The following is a 21,941-nucleotide window of genomic DNA, read 5'->3' on the forward strand; positions in this document are numbered from 1 at the left end:
AACACGACAGCCGTATAAATCAGCGCGGCAATCAGCGCTCCGAATAAGAAGAGTGCCAGCAAACGTCGAAGGACACGTGACCTGCCTACGGCTCGTGCGGAGAAAAATGCGAGTAAGAAATTCCACATATCAAGCACCTGCTTTCGCCACCAACGCGGCTACACCTGCGGCTGTTTGCGTCGCTGCGGACGTGAGTCCAGCGGCGCCGCCAAAGATCGCCTGCGTCATGCTGGGGATGAAGAGCATGTTGATGATGAACGCCACAAACACCATCAAGCACGGGATGAGGTTCGCCATCCACATCTCCATCGAATAGTTGCCGTTGAACGTCTGCTGAATAAACCCGTTCATGAACCCCGCCCAGACGAAGATAAATGCAGCGGCAACGGCGCGAATCATGGCGAAGCTGATGAGCACATCAAGGAAGTGAAAGAACTTGGCGCGGAAATTCTTGGTCATGAGAAGGGGTATAAACACCGGACCGAAGAGAGCAGTCACGCCGTACAAAATGAAGGAACTGCAATTGATGACAAACAGAATGGCTGAAGCCAAACCGAGCATGAGCTGCACGACGACGTAACAGAGGATCTGAAGTGGTGCGGTGAAAGATGGCATGGCGGTGTTGTCGCCAGCGGTCTTGAGGAGCTGTAGCAAATTGTTGAGCGAGCTTTGATCGAAGGCCGCGACCATTGCCTGGGCAATATATGAAAAGAAGTGATTGATGCCGAAGCTCGCACCGGGGAATGGGTTCACCCAATAGTTTTCGAGCAGGCAGCAAATGATGAGTTTCAACAGGAAATTGGTAAGGTCGCCCAAATGGACATGATCCTGATGGAGCCGGAAGGTCATGCCGGTGGTGCTCCAGTTGATGGACATGCTCACCAGAGTGAAGAGAGCGATACAGCTTAGCTCTGTAAGACCGAGCTGCGTCAGCGCACCGCCGTTCTGAGTGGTGAGGTTCGTCAGATTGTTGGTGAACTGATACAGCCAATCGACGCCGGAACTGGCGGAAGGAAGGGCCTGCGCTAACACAAGAATGGACGCCATATCGCTCTCTCAATCGTGGGTTGTGGTTGGGTTAGGGAAGGTACGTTGTCCAGGTACCACCTTCATTCGCGGCGCTCACATCGTTCGTGGAGCGCTGCTGCTGAACGAACGCTGCCGTGTTCATGTCCTCCGCAGCCGCATTGCGGCGTTCCATGTTGGCGACGGTCATCTGTCCCGCAAGGCAGACCTGCAAGCTGCCCTGGGACTGCATCTCCGACATCCGCTGGCCTTCTGCAGCGTTCAGGAGATTGAGCTGCTGGACCTCCGCGTTGGTCGAATCGCTGTTGTCGAACTGGCTAGACATCAGCGAGCTATTGGCCGTGAGGTTCGTTGTCCTGCCCGAACGGTACTGACCCATAGCCGTGAGGCAGTCGGGCGAAACGCCGTCCGAAGTTTCGATCATGGCGAGCTGTGACATCCGGGAACTGCCGAGTTGCTGTCCAGCAAGGTAGGTGTTGGCGTTGCTGTTCATCGGCACCGTGGCCGTCTGCCAACCGGTCAACGATGCACTCGGGTTGTTAGAGTTCAGCGCAATCTTGATGCCGGCAGTTTCGCCAAACATGCTGGCGACGTTCACGTTCTCAAGAGCATGGAGTTCGGTTTGCCACAGTTGTTTCGCAGAAAAATGCGTGATGTTGTTCTTCAGCATGTTGTACTGCGATTCCAGTGTGGTGAGTTGCGATACAAGGCTGGCGTAACTGGTCGGGTCGAAGACAATATCTCCGATGCCGAACAGGGCGAAGCTCGGGGTCGCGGTAAGAAGCAGAGCCGCGCCTGCCCCTAAGAGCCACTTGCGGCGTTTGGTCAGTGTGACTTTCATAAAGCCTCCTGTGTTTGGGTTGAACTACATGCATTGCGGGCAGGTCGGGTCCAACCTGTCCAGGGGAAAACCGTGAAAGTGTGTTGCATTTGCCATCGCGTCCGTGGCTGTTAGGTAAATCCATGCAAGCGTTTCGCGCCCGGTAGTTGTCCCGGTGAGCAGGAGAACGAGCACAATAGCGGTCGTGATTGCGGAGACCTGATACAAGCGATCGAGACTAATCCTCTGCATCGCGTTCACTCCTCCTCTGCAAGCTGGCGGGCGATCTGCGGAATCATCGCCATCCACTCCGCGCCGCTGCGCTCGATAGCCTCGGGAAGCGTGTATCCGATCTCGGCGAGCCAATCGGCGCGGTTGAGAACCAGTGCGACGGCAACTTTCTCGCCGGTCGACTGCACAGCCCACGCTTCGGAACCGCCCTGCTTGGCATCGCGGGACTTGCGAAGCAAATGTACGAAGCGATCATCCATCTCGGTACTCCTGTCTACAAAGTGGGGCTGACGCGATGCTCCGCGTAGGACGGGACAAGTAAATCCGTGCCAATGTACACACGGGCGCGCGAACCTTCCTTCAGCGTGATGACGGGCAGGCGATTCAGGAAGTGATTGAGAACCTGCTCGCCCTCTTGAGCGGACTGCTCGGAGATGCCGTTGCGAATCTCGGTTGAAGGCGTGAAGACGCTTCCGTTGTTGCCGATCTGAGCAAGGCCGCCCAAGCCGCCGATCGCTGCCGCGGCTGCGAATGCTTCGAGATAGCCATGATTCACCTTCGTGGCCATACCGGTTGTGCCGATCTGGTCAAGGCCGATGAACTTCGCGAACTCCAAAGAGAATCCGTCCGGGCAGATTGCGCGATGGAAGGTGACGAACATCTTGCGCTGCTGTTCGCTACCAACGCTCTGCACAGTTCCAAGCAACCGCGTTCCTTGGGGCAAGAGAAGCTGCTGGTGGTCATGGGAGTAGAGATCGGTGGTCAGGTCCAGCATGATCGGCCCACTGAATCCGCCGTCGATGTGATTAGTGACGACCGCCTCCAACACTGTGCCCTCAAAAATCCGATACAGGCGCCCATCGTAGGTGTCGAAGTCATACGGCCCCATCGGGTCGGCCTTTGCGCTCGGTCTCGTTTGTTGATCTGCGCTCGCCTCCGCAATGGCGAGCTTCTTGGCAGAGGCATCAAGTGCGGGAGGAATGGCTTCGCCGCTGGCTTTGGACGACGCCTCCTGACGTTCGCCGAGTACAGCGGTAGTCGTGGGCGCGACCACGGCGGCGTTGCCGGAGTGCTGGAAGTCGATGGCGACGGTATCGCTATTGATGGCGTCCTGTTGCTGTTTTTCCCGCGCAAGCTGCTTTTGCTTGGCCTCCGCCTGCGCTTCCGAGACGTTGGAAGTGTGGGGTGGCGCATTCGCGCTGTTGCCGTAGATCGCGTCGCGCTGCGCAACGGTCATCGGAGGTGCGCCAGCGGCCTCCGGACCGGGCGTCTCTTGCGCCGCCTGTAATTGCTGCATGGCGGCTGCGAGCTGCTGTTGCCTCTGGGCGAGGTCGGCATCCTGCCGGGCCTGCGCCTGTTGCTGGGTCTGGAAGCTCGACACCTGCTGCGGGTTTGCCGTGGCCGGGCGCATCGGCAACGCGCTTTGCGACGCCGCCCTTTTGTTGCCGCTAACCAGACTCGACAAGTTGGCGATGCCAATCAGCGCGATGATGACGACAAGCGCAATGACCAACGGCATTCCTTTGCGCACGGGCGGCTTCGCTTCGGGCTGTTCTGGAACGGTGGCGGGTTGATTCAGATTTTCGTCGGCCATGACTATTCCTTTCCTTCCGCACGGTGAAACTCGACTTTCTGCTTGCCGATGGCGAGGTAGCCGTTGTCGAGTTCCTTCGGCACGGTGTAGAGACCGTTACTGAAATCGAAGTTTATGAGCGACGGCTTCTTCTCCTTCACCTCATAGAGCGCGGGTGTCTCCTGGAAGTGGCCTCGCAAATAGGTGAACTTGTCGTCATGCCATATCTGTTCAAGGCCCAGCGCATTGCCTTTCTTGGTGTCCCAGGTGTAGTCGAAGTGGAGTGTGCCGGGATATTTGCTGCGGTAGGTCTCGGCCTTTGTGTCCTCGGCCTTCAATTCGGCGATCTGCGCAGCTTTGGCGGCTGCCGCTTCCTGTTTCGCCTTCTCCAAGTCAGCAGCCGGCACGAACACCGGCAACTCGGTCAGTCGCTCCTTTGCGGCCTTGTCGCCCGGCGTGATGAAGACTTTGGAATCGAAGTGAGCGTCAGCGTCACTCGACACTTCGCGGAGCTGAAGGGTGTACTCGTTGCCGTGGTCGGACACGATGTGAATGTCCGTCGTGGCGTTCGCCACCTTTGGCTTAACGCTGATAAAGCGGCTGGCGACGTGGCCGCCGTCAAATACCCAATTCACCGTGTCGCCGGCGAATACGTTGGCGACCTTCTCCTCAGCAGGCAGCATGATGAGCGTCGATTGCAGGAGGCCGGCACGGATAGCGGGAGGCGTGTCTGCCTCCGACACCGTAACGGTGCGCGGCGCGGCTGGTTCCAGATGGTGCGGTTGGTCGATCGCTGCATTGGCAGTAGCAGCGAAGGCGAGGCCACAGGAGATGACGAGGATAATGGGCGGTTTCACAGGGAGTCCTTTCGGTGGGGGTGGGATTGGTTACACAGTCTCGCCCTGGGCAAAGCGCGTGATGCCCTCGGTGAGTCCGTACTTTTCGATCAACTTGCTGCGGCGAACACGATCCTTCGGCTTGGTAGAGAACGTGGCGTAGCTGCGCTTGTCGAGCCGAAGCGTCACCACCTTGGTGAGCCCATCGCGACGGATGTACAAGCCCTCGCGGTCCTGCAAGCTCTCGAAGAGAGCGAGCTGCTGTTCGTTCATCTTGAACAGTTCGGCGTAACGCTGCCGATTGAAGGTCGCATCTTTGAGAAACAGGAATGACGTGCAGGAATTCACAATGCTGTCGGCGTTTCCGCCGAGGTCATCGGCGGACTGGCCGATCATGGTCACGCCGCCGAGATTCTTGCGAACCGTCTTGATGGAAGCGAGCGCACCATCCAAGAGCTGCTTGTTCTTCATCGAAGAAAAGATTTCTTCAATGAGGATGTGCTTCGGAACCCCAAGATTGGCGGGGTTATACAGCACATCGTTGATCCGGCGGAGGAGCCACACCATCAACGGCTCGATGAGGTCCGCGTACTGCTCGTTGTTCACACCCTGGAAGTCGAAACACTGGAGTCGCGAAAGCGAGAGGCTGTCTTCAATGTTGTCAAAGACAGCGTTATATATGCCTTTGCCAACCCATTTCGAGAGATAGCGGTCGAGCTTCTTGGGAAGGAAGAGATTCGAGAGGCGGCGGTTCTCAGGATCGAGCAGGTACATATCCTGAACGGCCTTGTGGATCACGTCGTCGTCTTCCGGCTCCAGCTCTGCGCCGCCGTTGGTAAGCAGCAATTTGATGAAGGAGTAAAGAAACTTGATGTTGCTCTCGGTGGGTTCAAGTGAGAATGGATTGATGCGCGGGCCGTCTTTACCTACTCGGTCAACCTTGCCACCGTATAGCTCGACCACGCTTTCGTAGCTGCCGCCAATGTCGAAAATGTAGGTAAAACCGCCATACTTCTGCTCAAGAGCAATCGCTGCGTTCCCATGCACGGACTTACCGGAGCCGGTTGGCCCGATGATGAGCATGACGCGCACACCTTCCACATACACGTCTTGAAAAAACGGCGTCCGCGTCCTCGTCTCGAAGATGTTGAGGTATTCCGAATCCAAGTCGTCCGAGTGCGGATGCCCGATATGGGGTGCGAAGACGGAGGACAGCCGCGCGTGATGATCCTCTGACAACCACAGCGGGAAGACGTTGAACTTGTGATTGCCGGGGAACATAGCGTAGAAACCTGAAAGGTTTCCAAGCGTCTCTTCCATCACCTGCGCCCTTGCATCGACGAAGATCCGATGCACAGCCGGGACAACGTCGCGAAGTTGCTCCTGGCTTCGCGCTGCAAGTAGGAGACGCAAAGAGAATTCGCCCTGCGCCTTCTTATCGAGACCACGGATGACTTCGCTGAGGTCATCGACGTTGATATTGGCGGCCTTCGCTTTCGCGCCGGTTTCGAGCGACGCAGTATCCCGTCCGCTCATCACACGGGTCAGAACACCGACCTTGAAAAAAGAGATGAACTTCTCCTGGGAGTCGATTTCCTTGCGAGCTGCCGCCGTGGACTTCACCCGCCATGTCGAGCACAGCACGCTATCGCAGTCGAGAGTGAGCAAGCCGGAGAAAAGGCAGGGCCGCGACGCTTCAGGTGTCGTCTTGAGAGAGAACATCTGTACGTGGCGTTTGCCCACCGTGACGTGGTCGCTGTGCCATGCGACCGGACTCTTCACGATCTGCCTGTCCACTCCGGCGTCGCTGCGAAGCTGATCCCGCTCGGCCCACTCTTCGAGGTTGAAGAGATAGCTGAAAAACTGGAAGGTCTCGGTCTTGTCGAGCAAACCCAGTCCTAACGAGCTGCCGAGATGGGACTGAAGAATGGTTGCCGTCTTTTCAAGATCGGACAACATACGCGAGGTATCGACGGCATTCTCTTGTGGCTTGCGCTCGAACGCTTTGGCCTTTGATGGCTCCAGCGTCAAACACCAGTGAAGGTCAATGCGGCGGAAGGCTGCATTTTGCCTGAGAAAGTCTAGCCGGTCAGATGCGAACGCCTCTGTGATGGGATTCGTATAGTTCGCCTGGCGTGGAAGATCGAAGCCCGACATCACTCGCGTGTACTGATAGAGACAGGAGCCTTCGGGCAGTCCACGGAGTGCGCCTTCAATGGAGCGCATACGCGAGTCAAGCTCAAGGTCGGTGACACCCTCTTCGTCGATACCGATCAGAGAGAAAAGGCATCCATAGCCACCTCCCTTCAGCGCGAAGATATTGGGGCTAACGAAGCGTGCAATCGGAACGATGCTGCACGCGGCTCCGGCCTTCGCGAACCACGGCGTATGTTTGATTTGCTCAGTGTTTTCGCGGGTCATAGTAGCTCTTCTGGTTGAGGCTCAGGCCCCAGAGCTGGAACATCTTTGGGTGTTTGCGGATGATGAGCCAAGCCGCGACGGCCATCGTCGGAAAGCTCAAAATCGCCAGCAGTCGGAACCCAACGAGGAAAACCGTTACGTTCACAAACACAATGGCCATCCATGTCGAGAGGTCGAGCCCTAGCTTGGCTCTGGGCCTGTTCATGGCCTGATTGATCGGTAACGGTTCTCCCCGCTTGGTCATGTCGATGCACCTCCTACATCGACTGTCCGGTCAGGCTGCCTATCCAACCGGCACCCCAGCCGAGCACTCCGGCACCGAATAGCGCACCGAAGAGGCCTGGTATAGCATCTTGAAAACGACCACTCATCATGCGGATTCCCGCGAAAATGAGCCCGCCGAAGCAGATAACGGCACCTGCGTAAATCGCAAAAGTTTTGAAGGTGCCCATCAAGGTTTGCGCCCCGGAGAAATCCATCGTTCCCTGGGCATGAGCAACGCCGGCGAATGTAAGGGCGACCAGAGTCGGCCCCATCACGCGCGCGGCACGGAGTAGCGTCTGTGTTGAGAAGAGTCTTGCCCACCTCTGGATGGGCCGGGAATCGAGCCTAACTTTGATCTGCATTGGCACCTCAATCAACCGTGGATTCGGTTGCGATATGGGCAACGTAGAATCACTCGGTTCACGGAGTCCAATAAATGGGAGAGGGTCGCTTATTCATCAGGAGAATAAGCGTCAGCTTTCAGGCACTCCGTCCGAAGTACCCGATGCGTCGCGCTAGGGCCTCTCGCCCTTTGGGAAGGTCAGCACGATTTGGCGTTACGCACTTCTGCGTGACACAAAAATGCTTGATGTATTAAGGATTGAAATTCGGTTGTGGCTTATGAGGAGCGAGTTCGCGCGATCACCGGGATAGGAATCAGGCCGTCAATTTGGGCATTGATTCTGCCGCTCTCGTCCATGATATGGACTCGCTCACCCACGAGTAACGAGTCTGGGAAGATGTCGAGACAGTAGCCGCTGCTATGCGCTGCACTGGGAACCTTCAACGCAGAGATGCGGCCACTGAAAGAGCATGCTGCACCCAGGACTTGTGTCGGCGTTTCCTTCCCCTGTGCGTTCAAAATGAACCGCGACGGCGACACGCTCACGAGTTCGTGACGAGTCGTTCCGAGTTCGCGGTGAAAGCGCTCGTCGGTCAAGTCAAGGACACGAGCCAAATTGCAACGCATTGAAAGAACCAAATCGGGATCTCGTGGGGCTCCCTTCAACTGTCCATCAGCAGTGGCGAAGAGGGCTTCGACTTCGAGCAGGGCGGTCATCTGGCTATCAGCGCAGTAAAGAACAGGAAAGCTATTTGGGGCGTTGTAGCGCCCACCGGATCGGACAGACCCAATGGCTGATAGAGGTGAATCCCGGTGCCGCTCGGCGATGATCCGATAGACGAATCCCGTAAACGGCTGAACCGGGGCGGTCTCTAAGGCTCGCAAAAGTCGATCGGGAGAATGCACGGTCGCCCTCGCTAGGCTGGCTGCCTAGTGGTCATGGCCTCGACGAGAGCCTCTAGGGGTTTGAGGTCGCCGCCTTCGATGAACTCGACGGGGGCCTGATTTTCGAGATGCTTGTTTGGTGCGTTCAGAAATATCCGGGCGCTCTTCTTGTTCCCGGCATAAAGTTCCACGATTGCCACCCAGATGCGGTAAACGCGGCGCAGCTCTGGCTGCAGGCTGCTTGCGTCGGGATGCTTGCGAACGCTTGGGGCCTTCTTGCCGATGGCCTCGGCGATTGTTGAGACGGGCAGTTGAATTTCACTTGCGATGCGCGACGCATCAAGTCGTCCTGACTGTGGATTGAAGAGAGCTGGATCGGCACTCGCGAACGTAGAAGTCGCCAACATTTTAGGTCACCTCTACATGCAGTATAGAGTCTCGTTGAGGTATCGTCAAAGTATCGCAAACGTGACTCTCGCCGGGTTGGAAACCAAAGGTCGTTGGGTTTTCAACCCGGTTTCGACCCGGAGCAAAAAATCGCTCTACGTCTTTTCAACGACTTACAGCTACTTAAGGCTCCCGATCGGGCCTTGCAACTCGTTGAAACTACGTTTATACTCTCACTCATAACCCAAAGGTCGTAGGTTCAAATCCTACCCCCGCAACCAAATCGACATTTACGTAACATAGAAGTTGAACCGTAGCGGACCCTTCGTCTCCCGGATTTTTGCCCGTTTGCCTCCTCAGACTTACCAGCTTCCCTCACGCAGAAATGTGCTGAACCAGGACTCGAATTTGCGTTGTCTTGCGCTTGCAGGGTTCTGGTCGGAGATCGGTGACCCACTCGGACGTTGTTATGCCGCGATTGCCTGTTTGACGTTTCGTACGAACATGCCCATCTCGCGGTGAACCGCATCAAGCGCAGCGGTGCTGCCTACCTGCTGATGACGACGAATATGCGCGTGACTCAGAACAGCGATCGTGTCGCAGGCGAACTTCGGCGACTGAGCCCCCAGATAGCGCCCTTTTCCTTCCCGGAGCCGCTTCTGCTTATCGACGAACATTGCCCCAATCCCAAGATTCCTGACAGGAATCTGGGGCTGTGGAGTTGCTCTTCGATCAGGTTCCGCAGAAGGTTTCGAGGACGCGTTCTTCGGGGCTGGCGGGCTGCTGGTATTTTTCGAGTCCGGGTGTGTCCTCGTAAGGGCGTGTGACGACGGCGAGCAGGTCTTCGAATGGTTGAAATTCCTGGCGTTGGACTGCGGCGTCGATGACTTCTGCGACCAGGTGGTTGCGCGGGATGAAGGTTGGATTAGCGAGTTTCATGGACGCAATGCTTGCTTCTGGCGCGTCTGATTCCTGCTGCAGGCGATCACGCCATCGGACGGCCCATTCGTCGTAGGCTGCCGGGTTAGCGAACTGTGCGCGGACCTGCTGATCGGCTTCGGGTGCAGCCGCGGCGTCGCAGAGAAGGCGGAAGGTGAGGGTGAAGTCGGCGCGGTTGGCGGCCATTTGCTTGAGCAGGTCTTCGCCTAACTCCGTGTCGCCTTCGCGTTCGGTAGATAAGCCTAGCTTGCGGCGCAGACCTGCCTTGCGAGCGGTAAGGAATGTCGGCTCGAAGGTTCCGAGTGATTCGTGAGCGGCGGCCAGGGCGGCCTCCTGGCTGCCGGTTTCGAGCGCGAAAAGTGGAAGCAGGGTTTCGGCCAGGCGGGCGAGGTTCCAGAGTGCCGCCGGAGGCTGGTTGCTGTAGCCGTAGCGGCCGTTCTGGTCAATGGAGCTGAAGACGGTGTTGGGATCGTAGGCTTCCAGGAAGGCGCAAGGGCCGTAGTCGATGGTCTCGCCTGAGATGGATGTGTTGTCGGTGTTCATGACGCCGTGAATGAACCCGAGCAGCATCCATTGCGCAATGAGTTTGGCCTGGCGCTGGACGACGCCATCAAGGAAGCTCCGATACGACTGATCGGACTGTGCAATTCCGGGGTAGTGCCGGGCAATCGCGAAGTTGGCCAGAGTGCGGACCGCGTCTACGTCGCCCTGCGCGGCGAAGTACTGAAAGGTACCGACACGGATGTGGCTGCTGGCAACGCGGGCGAGCACTGCTCCGGGAAAGAACGCTTCCCGCATAACGCGTTCGCCGGTGGTGACGGCGGCAAGTGCGCGCGTGGTGGGTACTCCAAGGGAATGCATGGCTTCGCTGACCAGGTATTCGCGCAGCACGGGGCCGAGAGCGGCTCGTCCGTCACCGCGGCGGGAGAATGGCGTGGCGCCTGAGCCTTTGAGCTGGATGTCGTATCGGAGTCCGTCGCGGGCTTTCACTTCACCTAGCAGGTTGGCGCGGCCGTCACCGAGTTGCGGAACGAAATGTCCGAACTGGTGGCCGGCATAAGCGATGGCGATGGGTTCGGAGCCCTCAGCGATGACATTGCCAGCCAGGATTTGGATACCTTCAGGACTGGCCAAAGCTTCGGGATCGAGGCCCAGGTAATGCGCAAGCTCTGTGTTGATTTTGATCAGTTGCGGCGCGGCTACGCGGGTAGGGTTCACGCGGGCGTAAAAGTGTTCCGGCAGGCGGGCATAGGAGTTATCGAAGTTGAAGCGGAGCGAACCGGTGGATGACGTGGTCGCGAGTGCTGGATCGCCGGAGAAGCCCATCGCTTCATTTTACGCGCGTGCGCAGAAATGACTTGCGCCCCATCCCCGACGGTGGCCGGAGTCTGAGGCGCGGGTACTGCACAGGAGTGGATCAGACCTTGCAAATTCACGAAGGCTTGTTGGCCTTAGCCTGCCATTTCGCTGCGACTGCTTTGTCCGCCAGAGCCTTGATGAAGACTCCGCCGACGACGGAGCGGGCCTGAAAGCCGACCTGTCTGCCGTTGGTGGTTTCATACCAGTCGGTGAGCGGGACGCGGGTTGGAGTTTCATCGAGCCATTTGGCGATGGGCCCCATGAACTCCTGGAACTCTTCCGGGGTCTCGGCCATCGTCGCTGTCCAGATCTCCCAATCGAGCTTGGTGTAGGTCTTGCGAACATCGAGCGGTAGACCGTAGGTGTTGAAGTGCGACTTGTAGTAGGCGAGCTCGGTGCGCTTGATCTGCGGGTTGAATAGCTTGAGATCGAGCAGGTCGTCCCAGACGAGGTTGTACTTCTGGCTCCAGGTGTTGGAGCTGTCGAAGGCTAACTTGTAGTGGTCGCCTTCCTTGTCCATGGTTTCCCACTTGGCAGCCATGGTTCTTGCCTTGGAGGAGTACTCGTCGGCTACGGATTTCAGGCCCAGAGTGCGGGCCATCTTGGCGTAGGCGCCGAGGCCGTCGATGGCCTTGATGGACAGGTTGGCGTTGTGCGCGAGGTGGCCGGCGAAGTCGTCGGTGGAGAGCTGGTTTTCCGGGTCGAGGCCTTTCTCGAGGAGATAGTTTGCCCACTTGGTGAAGGTAGGCCAGTACTCCTTGATGAGGTGAGTATCGCCTTCGGCCTGGTTGAGTGCTGCTGCGAGGATGAGCAGGTTGCCGGTCTCTTCAATCGGCATCTGGTCTTCCTCGGTGCGTTCGCCGCCGCCGTATACCTGGCCGTTGGCGAGCGGATACTGGCCGAGATCATGCGGAGCAAATGGGAACTTCCAGCGAGGCAGCGCGGCGTACTCGAAGACTGGCTTGAGCTGGGCTTCGAGCAGCTTGGGATTGAGCAGCAGGAGGATGGGCGCGGCAGGATAGATGACGTCCACCGTGGCGATGCAGCCGTTGCTGAAGTTTTCCTTGGGAAAGAACAGAGGTGTGCCATCGAAGTCCGCGACGAGGCCGTTGGCCGCGAGGGCCTGGCGATAGGCGAGTGTGGCGAGATAGGCGTAGTTATCGCCGCCAACGTGCTTGAGGTCGGCGGTAAGTTCCTGGTCGAACGAGTTACTGCGGGCTTCGATGGATTCGCGATCTTTTTCGGCGAGTTCCAGCATCACTTCGACGGGCTGGTTATCGCGCTGCCAGTACTCCTTCATGCGGCGGCCGAGGTACTCGATCGCCGGGCCCTGCGTGTAGGAAAGCAGCACGTGACGGCTGACGGCAGATGCACCGACTTCTCCAAGGGGGAGAACGACGGTAAGGTGTGGCGCATCTGAAAACGGAGCGCGAGGCATATCCATGTCGTCAGCGCCGGTCACAGTTCCGTGCGCGATGAATTCATGCATGGCTTCTGTAGATTCGGCGGTGATGGCATGCTCGGAAGTTGGCACGACGAGGTGGAAGTAGCCCCAGTCGATGCGGAGGTCATCGCCGCTGCGGTTCACCGGCTGCTGGTCGCGCGAGCCGACGTTGAGCACGGTGAGGTTCTGCGTCTGCGTGCGTCCCCAGACAACCTGCTGGTCCCCGTGATTGACGGCGATGCGCGGGTCCACGTCCAGGTAAAGGCTTACATCATGGCTCTGGCCATCCGTGGCTGTTGCCGTCCAGGTGAGATAGGTCACAGGCCGCGAGACGAGGTCGAGATCGCTGGCGATAAGCGGCGAAAGGAAGGTGACCTTGAGGGAGATACCGGCTGCTGTGAAGGTGTAGTGCGTATGCGTCGGCGTGAGCTCAAGCGCAGTCTGCTGCATGGCTGGAACTTCGTCCGGCCAACCGCCCATGAAGCGGTAGGGCTTATGGTCGATCTGCACCATTCCAAGCATCGGTTGTTCTGAGCCGGTCCAATGGCGCGTTGGGCCATCGGTGAGTTTATTCGTCGTGGACCATACGCTGAAGTAGGGGTTGTGCGCGATCAGCGGGACGGCGGGCGGACGCCTTTGCGCAGCACCGACGAGACCAGCGCATGCTAGCAGCGCGAAGGAGGTGACGGCTTTCTTGATTGTGGCCCGACGGACTGAGGCGAAGGCAATAAGTCCACTTGCGGAAAAATCGATCATGAATACTCCGGGATTTGGTATGAAGTGCTTATGTTGCTGTGAAGACAGTTCAGCGTGTTTGGTACATGGAGAGGATCAGCTCTGTGCCGGCGCCAAGTCGAACACTGTGCTCGCTGCTGGTGATGCGGGTACTGCAGCCAGGGCCTCCCTGCGGTTCGAGTTTCACCTTGGGCATGCCAGACACGATGCCGGGGTGTACGGTATGCGGCGGGCCGCCGGGGTTGAGGTCGAGGTTAGCGCCAGTATCGGATGCGAGGTTGCTGATGCTGCGCCCGGACCCTGCGACCTGACTGGGCATGGCTCCATTCAAATTTGCGTCCGGATCAGGAGGGCCGACGAGGCCAATCACGCGCAGGGAAATAGCTCGCTTATCCTTCCCGTAGCAGTCGCCGTGGTCGAAAACGAGCGAGAGTTCGGAAGGGTCCGAGCCCTTTGCGGAAGAGGACGCGGTGACGTGACCGTAGAGAAAGGAGTTGGCGGGAAGATTGCAGTCGGGATAGCTCCATTCATTGCCGATCTGAACGGTGATCTCTTTGCCTGCTTTGATGTGTCCGGATTCAATCAGGCCGGTAACTTTGGCGACGATGGTGGAGGAGAGCGGCCGGTCGCGCGTGTCTTCCGGCGGGCACTCTTGAGTCTCCGCTGCTTTGTCCTTTGAGGCGGTCATGGTGACGCCGTTCGCGCCCGCTGTGCCCTGCGCTTCCGGCGCTTCGAGCTTGATGAGACCGTCGCGGTAATCGAGGTTGAGTACGAGCGAGTGCAGCATGTCGAAGCCGAGCTTGCCGGCGATCTGCATGCCCGCCTGCCGGTCTTCGTTGGTGGTGTTCATTTCCAGGATGTGGCTCTGATGGGTCAGCGACAGGTTGGCCAGCTGAAAGTCGAAGCTGTCGCGGTAGACCTGCAGCTTCGCGCCAGAGGCGGTGTCCATGGTGTTGGTGAAGTTGACCTTGGTGGTGGAAACCGAATGCGCCACGTCGGAGTTCATAGTGCTGTAGCGGATTCCCGAGTCCAGCATGAAGAGCTTGCGGACCTTGTTGTTGAGCATCGCCGGAACAAGGAGAAACTGCTGCCGGTGGTAGACGGGATTGAAGCCCTGCAACTCTGGTGATGTGATGCGGTCGCCGGGGAGAATGCCGGGCTCTGGCGGCAGCGGCGCCAGGGTCAGACGGCCTGTCGCGAAGTTCAACGTAATGAGGTAGCCGGCGAAGATGTCAGTGCCGATGAAGCCATCGGCGTTGCCGGCAAATGGCGCGTCATTCACGCCGACCACGCAATCGCGGAATTCGAGCGGGCCGACGTGGAAGCTGTCGACGTGGACAGTGCCCGGCGGTCCGCCTTCGGAGGGTTTGAAGCCGTTCTGATCCGCGAGCGCGCGGCTGATGAACAGGCCGGATGCGGCGGTATCGACCTGGAGATGCGCCTTGCTCTTGGGGAATTCGACCTCGATGCGGTAGCCGTCGACGTGCTTTGCGTCCTGGTAGGTCGGCTGAAGCGGGAACGTGGCGGAAGGCGTGGTGGGCAGCACCTGGCAGGTCTGATTGTTCTCCCAGAGCAGAGGCATCATGCTGTGCATGGACTGCTCGGCGCGTTGGCGGCTCTCGGCGTCCAGGTCTTTCATGGTTGCGAGCGAGTTGGCCAGGGACTCGATCTCATGCGCCGGCGTGATCGTGGTCGAAAAGGCGCGGTGGATCTCTTTGTTGCTCGGATCGATGTCGTTGGCGCGCTGGATCTCGGCACGCTCGGAGGCATACATCGAATCGACGCGGTAGATCCTGCTGCGGATGAGATGGAGGCGTGCATAGCAGGGATCGGCGGCTTCCGCGGTCTTGAGCGAGTCGAGCGCAAGCCAGGGCTGACCCTGACGAAGCTGGATCTCAGCGAGTGAGGTCAGGAGAGGCGCGGATTTGGGATTCGCGGGCAGCCCTTTGTTTACTGTTTCAGCCGCCTGATCTATCTTGCCCAGGCGTATCTGGGCGCGCGCAAGAGCGGCGGCGGTCCCGGCGTCGTTTGGCTGGCTTGCCAGGGCTTGCGTATAGAGGTCGGCAGCCTCCGAGAAGCTGCCGGAGTTGAAGGCAGCTTCCGCGGGTGTCGGCTCGTGCTCGGCAACTGCCGGGCAGGACGGGGATTGCGCCATGCCAGAGCTGGATGCGGCAAGGGCGAATACGATTGCCGGCAGCAGCGAGCTCTGCGGCGTAAACCTGCGAATTGTGCGCTTGAGCTTGGCCATAGGGTGTATTGGGAGACCATGATTCCGGGTCAGCAGGAGTATACGCCGGGGTGAGTGCAGCTTTCGACACGGGAATTGGGGCCGCTCGTGGTTGTTTCTCGTCGACGGTCAGGGCGGCTCATGTGGTTTTTCCCAGGGTCGGGAAGGACGTGATGCGCAGCTTGGCGGCTGCGTAGGGAATGAGAGTAATCTCCTCGACCGGCTCCTTACTCTGGACGGGACTCTTGGGCGGTTCGTTGGCGACGCCGTCTTCTGCGAGCCATTCGGGGAGTTTGCGGGCTTTCAGGTGCAGCTTGACCGGGGCGGACTCAGCGGCGAAGGGGATCCTGCCGATCTCCGATTCGGATGCCGCGATGTTTTCGGGCGATTCGAGGGCGTAGTTCCATGGGGTGGTGGGATAGATCTGCCAGTCTGCGGTCATGCCCCGGTCGCGCATCTTGAGCCAGTCCTGGCCGATGCCGAGAGAGAAGACCAATGGACCGCGGTGGACGGAGACCGAGCCGTTGTAGCCGGGTTCGATGCGGGGCTGCATGGGGAGTTCCAGCTCGACGCGGTCGCCGGATTTCCAGGTGCGGTCGAGTTTGGCGAACGATCCGGCAGCGGGTAATGGCTGCGGCTGGCCGTTGATTTTGACGGTCGCTCCGGCAGCCCAGGCGGGAATGCGCAGTGAGAGCGGAAAAGCCAGCGGCGCGGCCGGGTTTACGGTGATCTGGATGGAGCCACGGAAAGGGTAGCTCGTCTCCTGCGCAACGTGAACGGGCGTATTCCGGACGATGGTGTGGACGTCGCCGGGAGCATAGACAACTGCGGCAAGGCCGTCATCGGCGGACGCCATGTAAAGGCTGGCAGCGAATTTTGGCCAGCCCTGGTGGAAGTTCGCGGTGCAGCAGCCGAAGTTGGGTTCAAGCCCGAAAAGGTTGGACTCCGGGCCGTCGGTCGTCCAGGGCTTGTGGTGCAGGCTGCATTCGACCTGGTTGGGCTCCTGGTTGTACTGGTGGGTCCACATATCGTCGGAGAGGGTGCCGGGCAGGGCGTTATAGGCGAGCCGTTCGAGCCGGTCGGCGAGGGCCGGGTCGCCGGTGATGGCGATCGCATTTTCGAGCGAATACATGTACTCGACGACGGTGCAGAGTTCCGACCCCTGCGACGGGTTGAGGCCGGCCAGGTGCTCGTCGCAGGAGAACATGCCGTTGGGTAGCCCATGATATTGGTCCAGCTCGGCGATCATCTTCTGTACGCCCGTCCTGTCGGCAGGAGACTTCGAGAGTTGCGACCAGATGGCGCCGGTCTTGACGGCCTGGCCGTTATTCACGCCGTGGGTGGCTAAGGCGAGGTCTTCGAGGCCCTTGTCTTCGTTGAGCTTGATGAACTCGGCGGTAATCCGCTTCTTGTAAGGAAAATCGCTGAACTCGCCGACCCAGTCGTAGCCCTGCTTGTGGAGAATCTCGGCGAGGTCGAGCAGCTTCGGATTGCCAGTGCGGTTGTAGAGCCAAAAGACGGTGAGTGCATTGTCCTGCCAGCGGAATTTGCCCCAGTCGCGCAGCGGGCGTCTGGGGAGCTCGGCGAGCTGATGGTCGAAGTAGCGGGACATCAGGGTCAGAACGCGCTCGTCGCCGGTGGCTTCGTGGTACTGGGCGAGGGCCTTGAGCATGACCATGCGCGGCCACCAGTCGTTGTTTGACGCCGGGCCGAACATGCCGCTGGGCTGCGAGGAGTTCAGTGTCCAGTCGATGTATTTCTGCGCCTTGGCCTTGAGGCGGGCGTCGTCGAGCAGCCAGGCGAGCGGAATCAGTCCGTCAAGGTAGTAGGGGCCGCGCTCCCAGGACTCGCCTTTGCCGCCAAGCCAGCCGCTGTCAGGGCCGACGTCCGGCCAGGTTTCGTCGAGATGGCCGCTCAGGCCGTTGGCCTGGATTTCGAGCTGGGTGCGGAGCCAGCCGGTGGGCTTCACCGAGCCAAGGGGCAGCAGGCTGTAGGCGTTCGGGGCGAGCGGAAGTCTGTTTTTGATTGCTGGGGATGACGTTCCGGCGGGCGATTTTGTGTGGATCGAGTCAGCTCGAAGCCCCATCGCGGGAAGCGCGGACGCAAGCGAGAGGGAGCTGATCAGCTTGAGGAATCGCCGGCGGTTCGGTTCATCGAAGGGATTTGAGGGCAAACAGAAACTCCTCGGAACTGCACTGCAAGCATAGTAGATGACGCGATGGTATCGTGCCCATTGCCCAAAATAAACAACACCGCCGGAGATTCGAGTAGCCAATCGAGTCGTGGACTGGATACACTTCGGCTGTTGGAGGGTCGCGGGTGCCGCTGTTTCGTCGCTTGTTCGTCAGCGTCGGGTTTCTCTTGCTCAGTCTGTTGTGCATACCGGCTGAAGGGCAATCTGTAGAAACGCAATCGGCCCAGCCGCAATCCGGCATGGGCGGGGGCGGGACCGTCGCCGCCGCAGGGTCGAAGGTGCCGATCACGGCTGGCGGAATGGTCGATTCCGGGCCTGTGATCTTTGAGGACGTGAGCAAGGCTGCGGGATTGACCGGCTGGAACCACGTCATGGGTACGGCTGAGAAGCGGCTGATCCTCGAAACCAACGGGTCGGGCGTCGGGCTGATCGACTACGACAACGATGGCTGGCTGGACATTTATATGGTCAACGGCTCGACCTTCGATGCGCTCGACGGTAAGGAAACCATGCCCCACGCGGCGCTTTTTCATAACAATCACGATGGCACGTTTACCGACGTTGCTGCCAAGGCCGGGGTCACCAACGACCGCTGGGGATTTGGAGTGACTGTTGGCGATTATGACAACGATGGCTGGCCGGATTTGTTTGTGTCGAATTGGGGAAAGAACCGGCTGTACCACAATAATCACGACGGGACCTTTACCGATATGGCGGAGAAGGCCGGCGTGACGCTGGGCAACTGGTCCGCTGGAGCGACCTGGGGCGACTACGACGGGGACGGCCGCCTCGACTTGTTTGTCGCCGGATACGTTCACTTCGACCGCGACAATCTGCCGTACGAAAAGACGAAGGCCGTCGGCTTTGCGTATTGCGAGTTTCGCGGAGTCTCGGTGATGTGTGGGCCGAAGAATATCGAGGGCGAGCCGGACCATCTCTTTCACAACAATGGCGATGGCACCTTTACCGATGTGAGCGTGAAGGCTGGCGTGGCCGACGCGACGAACAAATACTACGGGCTCACGCCGGTCTTTGCCGACGTGAATGGCGACGGCAAGGTGGATCTGCTGGTCGCCGATGACTCGACGCTCAGCTACCTCTACATTAATAAGGGCGACGGCACCTTTGAAGATGCGAGCTACACCTCGGGCTTTGCGCTGAACGAGGATGGGCGTGAAGTGGCGGCGATGGGCGTGGCCGTTGGCGACTATCTCAACAATGGATCGCTCGATGTTGCCATCACCGACTTCTCCGACGAGGCTAAGCTGCTCTACCACAACGATGGTGGCGGCAGCTTTACCGAACTGGCTGTGCGCGCTGGCGTGGGGCGGAAATCGATCCCGTTTCTCGGCTGGGGCACGGGGTTTCTGGATTACGACAACGATGGCTGGCTCGACCTGATGATGATCAACGGCCACATCTACCCGGTGGCGGACAAAGAGGACTGGGGTACGTCTTACAAGCAGCGGCCGCAGCTTTTTCGCAATACCCGCGATGGCAAGTTCGAAGAGGTGCTGCCGGTGAAGGGAAGCGGGTTGGCGGTGGTGATTCCCGGACGCGGCGCAGCATTTGGAGATCTATTCAATGACGGCAAGGTGGACGTGATCATCAATCCTGAGGACGGGCCGCCGACGCTCCTGCGAAACGTCGACCCGGACCATCACCACTGGGTGGAGCTGAAGCTCGTAGGCGGCGCGAAAGGCCCACGGGACGCAATCGGGGCATCTGTGTATCTGACAGCGAATGGCATGCGCCATCGCGAGGACGTAATGAGTACCGGCAGCTATGTATCCTCGAATGATCAGCGGGTACACTTCGGCCTGGGCGACGCGACGGACGCCGGTACGGCGGAGATTCACTGGCCATCCGGCGCGAAGGAGACCATTAAACTGCCCGCGGTCGACAGGATCTACTACATTACAGAGGGCAAGGGGCTTACCGTAGCGATGTGCGCCGGGTTGCCATGCTCGGACTCGAAGCCGGACACAGCCAAGGAGCCGGCCGGAAAATGATGAGGCATGGTTTGAGTCGGATAAGAATGGGGTTAGCTGCGGTCATGGCAGCGGTATTGGGGACTGCCTTGAGCGTTGCTGCAATGGCGCAGACGCCAAAGGCCGACGTTCCCGCGTCCGTATTGGTTCCCGGGAAGTTCGTAGACATCACAGAACGGGCCGGGGTGCATTTCCAGCACCAGGCGCCCCATACCTCGCGAAAATATCTGCTGGAGACCATGGGCTCCGGCGTGGCGCTGTTCGATTGCGACAACGATGGCAAGCTCGATCTCTACCTCATCAACGGCGCGCCCTATTCCGACCCGGAGCCGAAAGGATCAATCCCGCAAAAGACCGGGCCTGAGTTCTGGAACCGCATGTATCACCAGAAGCCCGACGGCACATTCGAGGACATCACCGAAAAGTCCGGCCTGAAGGGCGTCGGCTACGGGATGGGCGTGGCCGTGGCCGACTATGACAACGACGGCAACGAGGATGTGTTTGTAACCGCATACGGCGGCAACCGGCTGTACCACAATGACGGCCACTGCAACTTCACCGATGTGACGGACAAGGCCGCCGTTGCGGGAGGCGGGTGGTCAAGCTCGGCAGCGTGGGTAGATCTCGATAACGACGGCTTGCTGGATCTCGTGGTCGAGCGCTACGTGAAGTGGGATTGGGACGACGTCTATTGCGGCGAACACAAAGAGGGATTTCGCGGCTACTGCCACCCGGACGTCTTCGAAGCGATTCCCATGCTGGTCTATCACAATGACGGCAACGGGCACTTCACCGAGGTTTCGCACAAACTCGGTCTGGACAAGCCGGCCAAGGCGCTGGGGATCGCCATCGCCGATTACGACCGTGACGGGCGCATCGACCTCTATATCGCCAACGACTCGATGCCCGAGTTTCTCTTCCACCAGAAAAAGGACGGAACATTCGAGGAGGTTGGCCTCGAGTCGGAAGTGGCAGTGAACGCTGAGGGCCAGACCTACGCCGGCATGGGCGTGGACTTCGCCGACTACGACAATGACGGCTGGCCAGACCTTGCCGTCACCAACCTCGCCAATCAGCGTTATGCGGTCTACCGCAACAATCAGGACGGCACATTCGACTACGCTTCGAACGCCAACGGCGTCGGCGCCATGACACTGCTGCACTCCGGCTGGAGCATGCGCTTCCTGGACTACGACAATGATGGCCTGAAGGACATCCTGATCGCCCAGGGGCACGACCTCGACACCATCGAGAAGCAGTCGCCGAATCTCCGGTACAAGGAGCCAATGCTGCTGGCGCGGAACCTCGGAAAGAAGTTCGCAGACGTCTCGGCGGTGTCGGGGGACGTCTTCAAGCAGGCGTGGGTCGGGCGTGGGATGGCCATCGGGGACATCGACAACGATGGGCGGATCGATGCCGTTGTCAGCACCAACGGCGGGCAGGCCTATGTCCTCCATAACGAAACGGCAACCGCCAATCACTGGCTGACGCTCCGCCTGACCGGGCACAAGAGCAACCGCGACGGCATCGGTGCTGTGGTCAAGCTGACGACTGCGGACGGGTCGCAATGGGCGACGGTGACCACGTCGAGCGGCTACCTCTCGGCGAGCGACCCCAGGGTGCATTTTGGTCTGGGAGATAGCGCGGTAGCGGACACGATTGAGATCAAGTGGCCGAGCGGGATCGTCCAGACGCTGAAAGCTGTGCCGGGTGACCGGCAGATGCAAATCGACGAACCGGTGGTTCCCTGACGGCCGTCCGTCCGTCCCGGCTCCATGAAAACATGCGCGCGACAACGTCTGAACCGGCGTCACAGCAGCCATCCCGAAGCCACTTTCGCGAGGATTTCCACAGGGACAGGAGAAGCCGCATCGAGCCGATCCGGAAGCGCTTAATCGTTTAAGTGGACGCTACAGGCACCTCTTCAGTAGCCCCGGAGGCGTGGTAACCGTTTACAGCCGGAAAAACCTTTTCGTTTGATGTCTAAATGCTCACCGTGGGTTTCCACACACGATGCATTCAATCAAAAAAAACCTTGACAGTGCTGTTGTCGCGAACTTATAGTCGCCGTCGATGGAAACGATACCATCAACCATTGGTTGGAATTTATTCCACACCCATGGAAAAACACCTCGGACAGGCTTCTGACTCGCAGCCATGTCCGAAAGTTCGACCCGTTTTAAGAGACAGAAAGAATTGAGGGACATCCAGTGATAGCAAAGCCGAGACTTCAGGAGCGCCATCGACTTCGCCAGTCGATACAACT

17 protein-coding genes are annotated in these 21,941 nt (G+C 59.1%); 2 read left to right on the plus strand and 15 right to left on the minus strand.

What is annotated here, in order from left to right; all coding sequences use genetic code 11:
- Nucleotides 1–129: 129 nt before the first annotated feature.
- The 15 genes from AC5S27_RS03355 to AC5S27_RS03425 all read right to left on the minus strand — a co-directional run bounded on the left by AC5S27_RS03355 (nucleotide 130) and on the right by AC5S27_RS03425 (nucleotide 17,663).
- On the minus strand, nucleotides 130–1,047 hold the full coding sequence (locus AC5S27_RS03355; RefSeq protein WP_493933162.1) for a type IV secretion system protein: 918 nt from the start codon (nucleotides 1,045–1,047) through the stop codon (nucleotides 130–132).
- 31 nt (nucleotides 1,048–1,078) lie between these two features.
- The gene (locus AC5S27_RS03360) at nucleotides 1,079–1,867 is read right to left on the minus strand and encodes a hypothetical protein (protein ID WP_493933163.1); all 789 of its coding nucleotides are present in this window, start codon (nucleotides 1,865–1,867) and stop codon (nucleotides 1,079–1,081) included.
- 236 nt (nucleotides 1,868–2,103) lie between these two features.
- Nucleotides 2,104–2,337 (minus strand): hypothetical protein, encoded by a 234-nt coding sequence (locus AC5S27_RS03365; protein ID WP_493933164.1) that lies wholly within the window; start codon nucleotides 2,335–2,337, stop codon nucleotides 2,104–2,106.
- A 14-nt stretch (nucleotides 2,338–2,351) separates the two neighbouring features.
- Nucleotides 2,352–3,671 carry a TraB/TrbI/VirB10 family type IV secretion system protein gene (locus tag AC5S27_RS03370; protein ID WP_493933165.1) on the minus strand — a complete coding sequence of 440 codons (1,320 nt, stop codon included), beginning with the start codon at nucleotides 3,669–3,671 and terminating at the stop codon, nucleotides 2,352–2,354.
- A gap of 2 nt (nucleotides 3,672–3,673) precedes the next feature.
- Nucleotides 3,674–4,507 carry a TrbG/VirB9 family P-type conjugative transfer protein gene (locus AC5S27_RS03375; RefSeq protein ID WP_493933166.1) on the minus strand — a complete coding sequence of 278 codons (834 nt, stop codon included), beginning with the start codon at nucleotides 4,505–4,507 and terminating at the stop codon, nucleotides 3,674–3,676.
- Between the two features lie 30 nt (nucleotides 4,508–4,537).
- Nucleotides 4,538–6,907 carry a VirB4 family type IV secretion system protein gene (locus AC5S27_RS03380; protein WP_493933167.1) on the minus strand — a complete coding sequence of 790 codons (2,370 nt, stop codon included), beginning with the start codon at nucleotides 6,905–6,907 and terminating at the stop codon, nucleotides 4,538–4,540.
- Nucleotides 6,888–7,151, minus strand: coding sequence for a VirB3 family type IV secretion system protein (locus AC5S27_RS03385; protein WP_158750584.1), 264 nt, complete (start codon nucleotides 7,149–7,151; stop codon nucleotides 6,888–6,890). Before AC5S27_RS03385 ends, AC5S27_RS03380 begins: the two co-directional genes overlap by 20 nt.
- A gap of 13 nt (nucleotides 7,152–7,164) precedes the next feature.
- Nucleotides 7,165–7,533 carry a hypothetical protein gene (locus tag AC5S27_RS03390; protein WP_493933168.1) on the minus strand — a complete coding sequence of 123 codons (369 nt, stop codon included), beginning with the start codon at nucleotides 7,531–7,533 and terminating at the stop codon, nucleotides 7,165–7,167.
- Nucleotides 7,534–7,790: 257 nt separating this feature from the next.
- Nucleotides 7,791–8,420 carry an RES family NAD+ phosphorylase gene (locus tag AC5S27_RS03395; RefSeq protein ID WP_493933169.1) on the minus strand — a complete coding sequence of 210 codons (630 nt, stop codon included), beginning with the start codon at nucleotides 8,418–8,420 and terminating at the stop codon, nucleotides 7,791–7,793.
- A gap of 11 nt (nucleotides 8,421–8,431) precedes the next feature.
- Nucleotides 8,432–8,806 carry a DUF2384 domain-containing protein gene (locus AC5S27_RS03400; protein WP_114205728.1) on the minus strand — a complete coding sequence of 125 codons (375 nt, stop codon included), beginning with the start codon at nucleotides 8,804–8,806 and terminating at the stop codon, nucleotides 8,432–8,434.
- Between the two features lie 447 nt (nucleotides 8,807–9,253).
- Nucleotides 9,254–9,463: a hypothetical protein gene (locus AC5S27_RS03405; RefSeq protein ID WP_493933170.1), complete on the minus strand. Its 210-nt coding sequence runs from the start codon at nucleotides 9,461–9,463 to the stop codon at nucleotides 9,254–9,256.
- 55 nt (nucleotides 9,464–9,518) lie between these two features.
- Nucleotides 9,519–11,051: a protein adenylyltransferase SelO gene (locus tag AC5S27_RS03410; RefSeq protein WP_493933171.1), complete on the minus strand. Its 1,533-nt coding sequence runs from the start codon at nucleotides 11,049–11,051 to the stop codon at nucleotides 9,519–9,521.
- Nucleotides 11,052–11,157: 106 nt separating this feature from the next.
- Nucleotides 11,158–13,284, minus strand: coding sequence for a glutaminase family protein (locus AC5S27_RS03415; RefSeq protein WP_493933172.1), 2,127 nt, complete (start codon nucleotides 13,282–13,284; stop codon nucleotides 11,158–11,160).
- A gap of 49 nt (nucleotides 13,285–13,333) precedes the next feature.
- On the minus strand, nucleotides 13,334–15,511 hold the full coding sequence (locus AC5S27_RS03420; protein ID WP_493933173.1) for a tetratricopeptide repeat protein: 2,178 nt from the start codon (nucleotides 15,509–15,511) through the stop codon (nucleotides 13,334–13,336).
- A gap of 118 nt (nucleotides 15,512–15,629) precedes the next feature.
- A complete protein-coding gene (locus tag AC5S27_RS03425) occupies nucleotides 15,630–17,663 on the minus strand; it encodes a beta-L-arabinofuranosidase domain-containing protein (protein WP_493933174.1) in 2,034 nt (677 codons plus the stop codon).
- 260 nt (nucleotides 17,664–17,923) lie between these two features.
- Here AC5S27_RS03425 and AC5S27_RS03430 point away from each other — a divergent pair, with 260 nt between their 5' ends.
- Nucleotides 17,924–19,696 carry a CRTAC1 family protein gene (locus AC5S27_RS03430; protein WP_493937265.1) on the plus strand — a complete coding sequence of 591 codons (1,773 nt, stop codon included), beginning with the start codon at nucleotides 17,924–17,926 and terminating at the stop codon, nucleotides 19,694–19,696.
- A 68-nt stretch (nucleotides 19,697–19,764) separates the two neighbouring features.
- Nucleotides 19,765–21,426 (plus strand): CRTAC1 family protein, encoded by a 1,662-nt coding sequence (locus AC5S27_RS03435; RefSeq protein ID WP_493933175.1) that lies wholly within the window; start codon nucleotides 19,765–19,767, stop codon nucleotides 21,424–21,426.
- Nucleotides 21,427–21,941: the final 515 nt, after the last annotated feature.

The organism is Acidicapsa borealis, assembly GCF_059115245.1.

Coding starts and splice junctions, on each gene's coding strand:
- AC5S27_RS03365 (WP_493933164.1), bottom strand. CDS start 2,337: ATGGATGATCGCTTCGTACATTTGCTTCGCAAGTCCCGCGATGCCAAG.
- AC5S27_RS03430 (WP_493937265.1), top strand. CDS start 17,924: ATGGGCGGGGGCGGGACCGTCGCCGCCGCAGGGTCGAAGGTGCCGATC.
- AC5S27_RS03360 (WP_493933163.1), bottom strand. CDS start 1,867: ATGAAAGTCACACTGACCAAACGCCGCAAGTGGCTCTTAGGGGCAGGC.
- AC5S27_RS03410 (WP_493933171.1), bottom strand. CDS start 11,051: ATGGGCTTCTCCGGCGATCCAGCACTCGCGACCACGTCATCCACCGGT.
- AC5S27_RS03415 (WP_493933172.1), bottom strand. CDS start 13,284: ATGATCGATTTTTCCGCAAGTGGACTTATTGCCTTCGCCTCAGTCCGT.
- AC5S27_RS03420 (WP_493933173.1), bottom strand. CDS start 15,511: ATGGCCAAGCTCAAGCGCACAATTCGCAGGTTTACGCCGCAGAGCTCG.
- AC5S27_RS03380 (WP_493933167.1), bottom strand. CDS start 6,907: ATGACCCGCGAAAACACTGAGCAAATCAAACATACGCCGTGGTTCGCG.
- AC5S27_RS03355 (WP_493933162.1), bottom strand. CDS start 1,047: ATGGCGTCCATTCTTGTGTTAGCGCAGGCCCTTCCTTCCGCCAGTTCC.
- AC5S27_RS03400 (WP_114205728.1), bottom strand. CDS start 8,806: ATGTTGGCGACTTCTACGTTCGCGAGTGCCGATCCAGCTCTCTTCAAT.
- AC5S27_RS03370 (WP_493933165.1), bottom strand. CDS start 3,671: ATGGCCGACGAAAATCTGAATCAACCCGCCACCGTTCCAGAACAGCCC.
- AC5S27_RS03405 (WP_493933170.1), bottom strand. CDS start 9,463: ATGTTCGTCGATAAGCAGAAGCGGCTCCGGGAAGGAAAAGGGCGCTAT.
- AC5S27_RS03385 (WP_158750584.1), bottom strand. CDS start 7,151: ATGACCAAGCGGGGAGAACCGTTACCGATCAATCAGGCCATGAACAGG.
- AC5S27_RS03390 (WP_493933168.1), bottom strand. CDS start 7,533: ATGCAGATCAAAGTTAGGCTCGATTCCCGGCCCATCCAGAGGTGGGCA.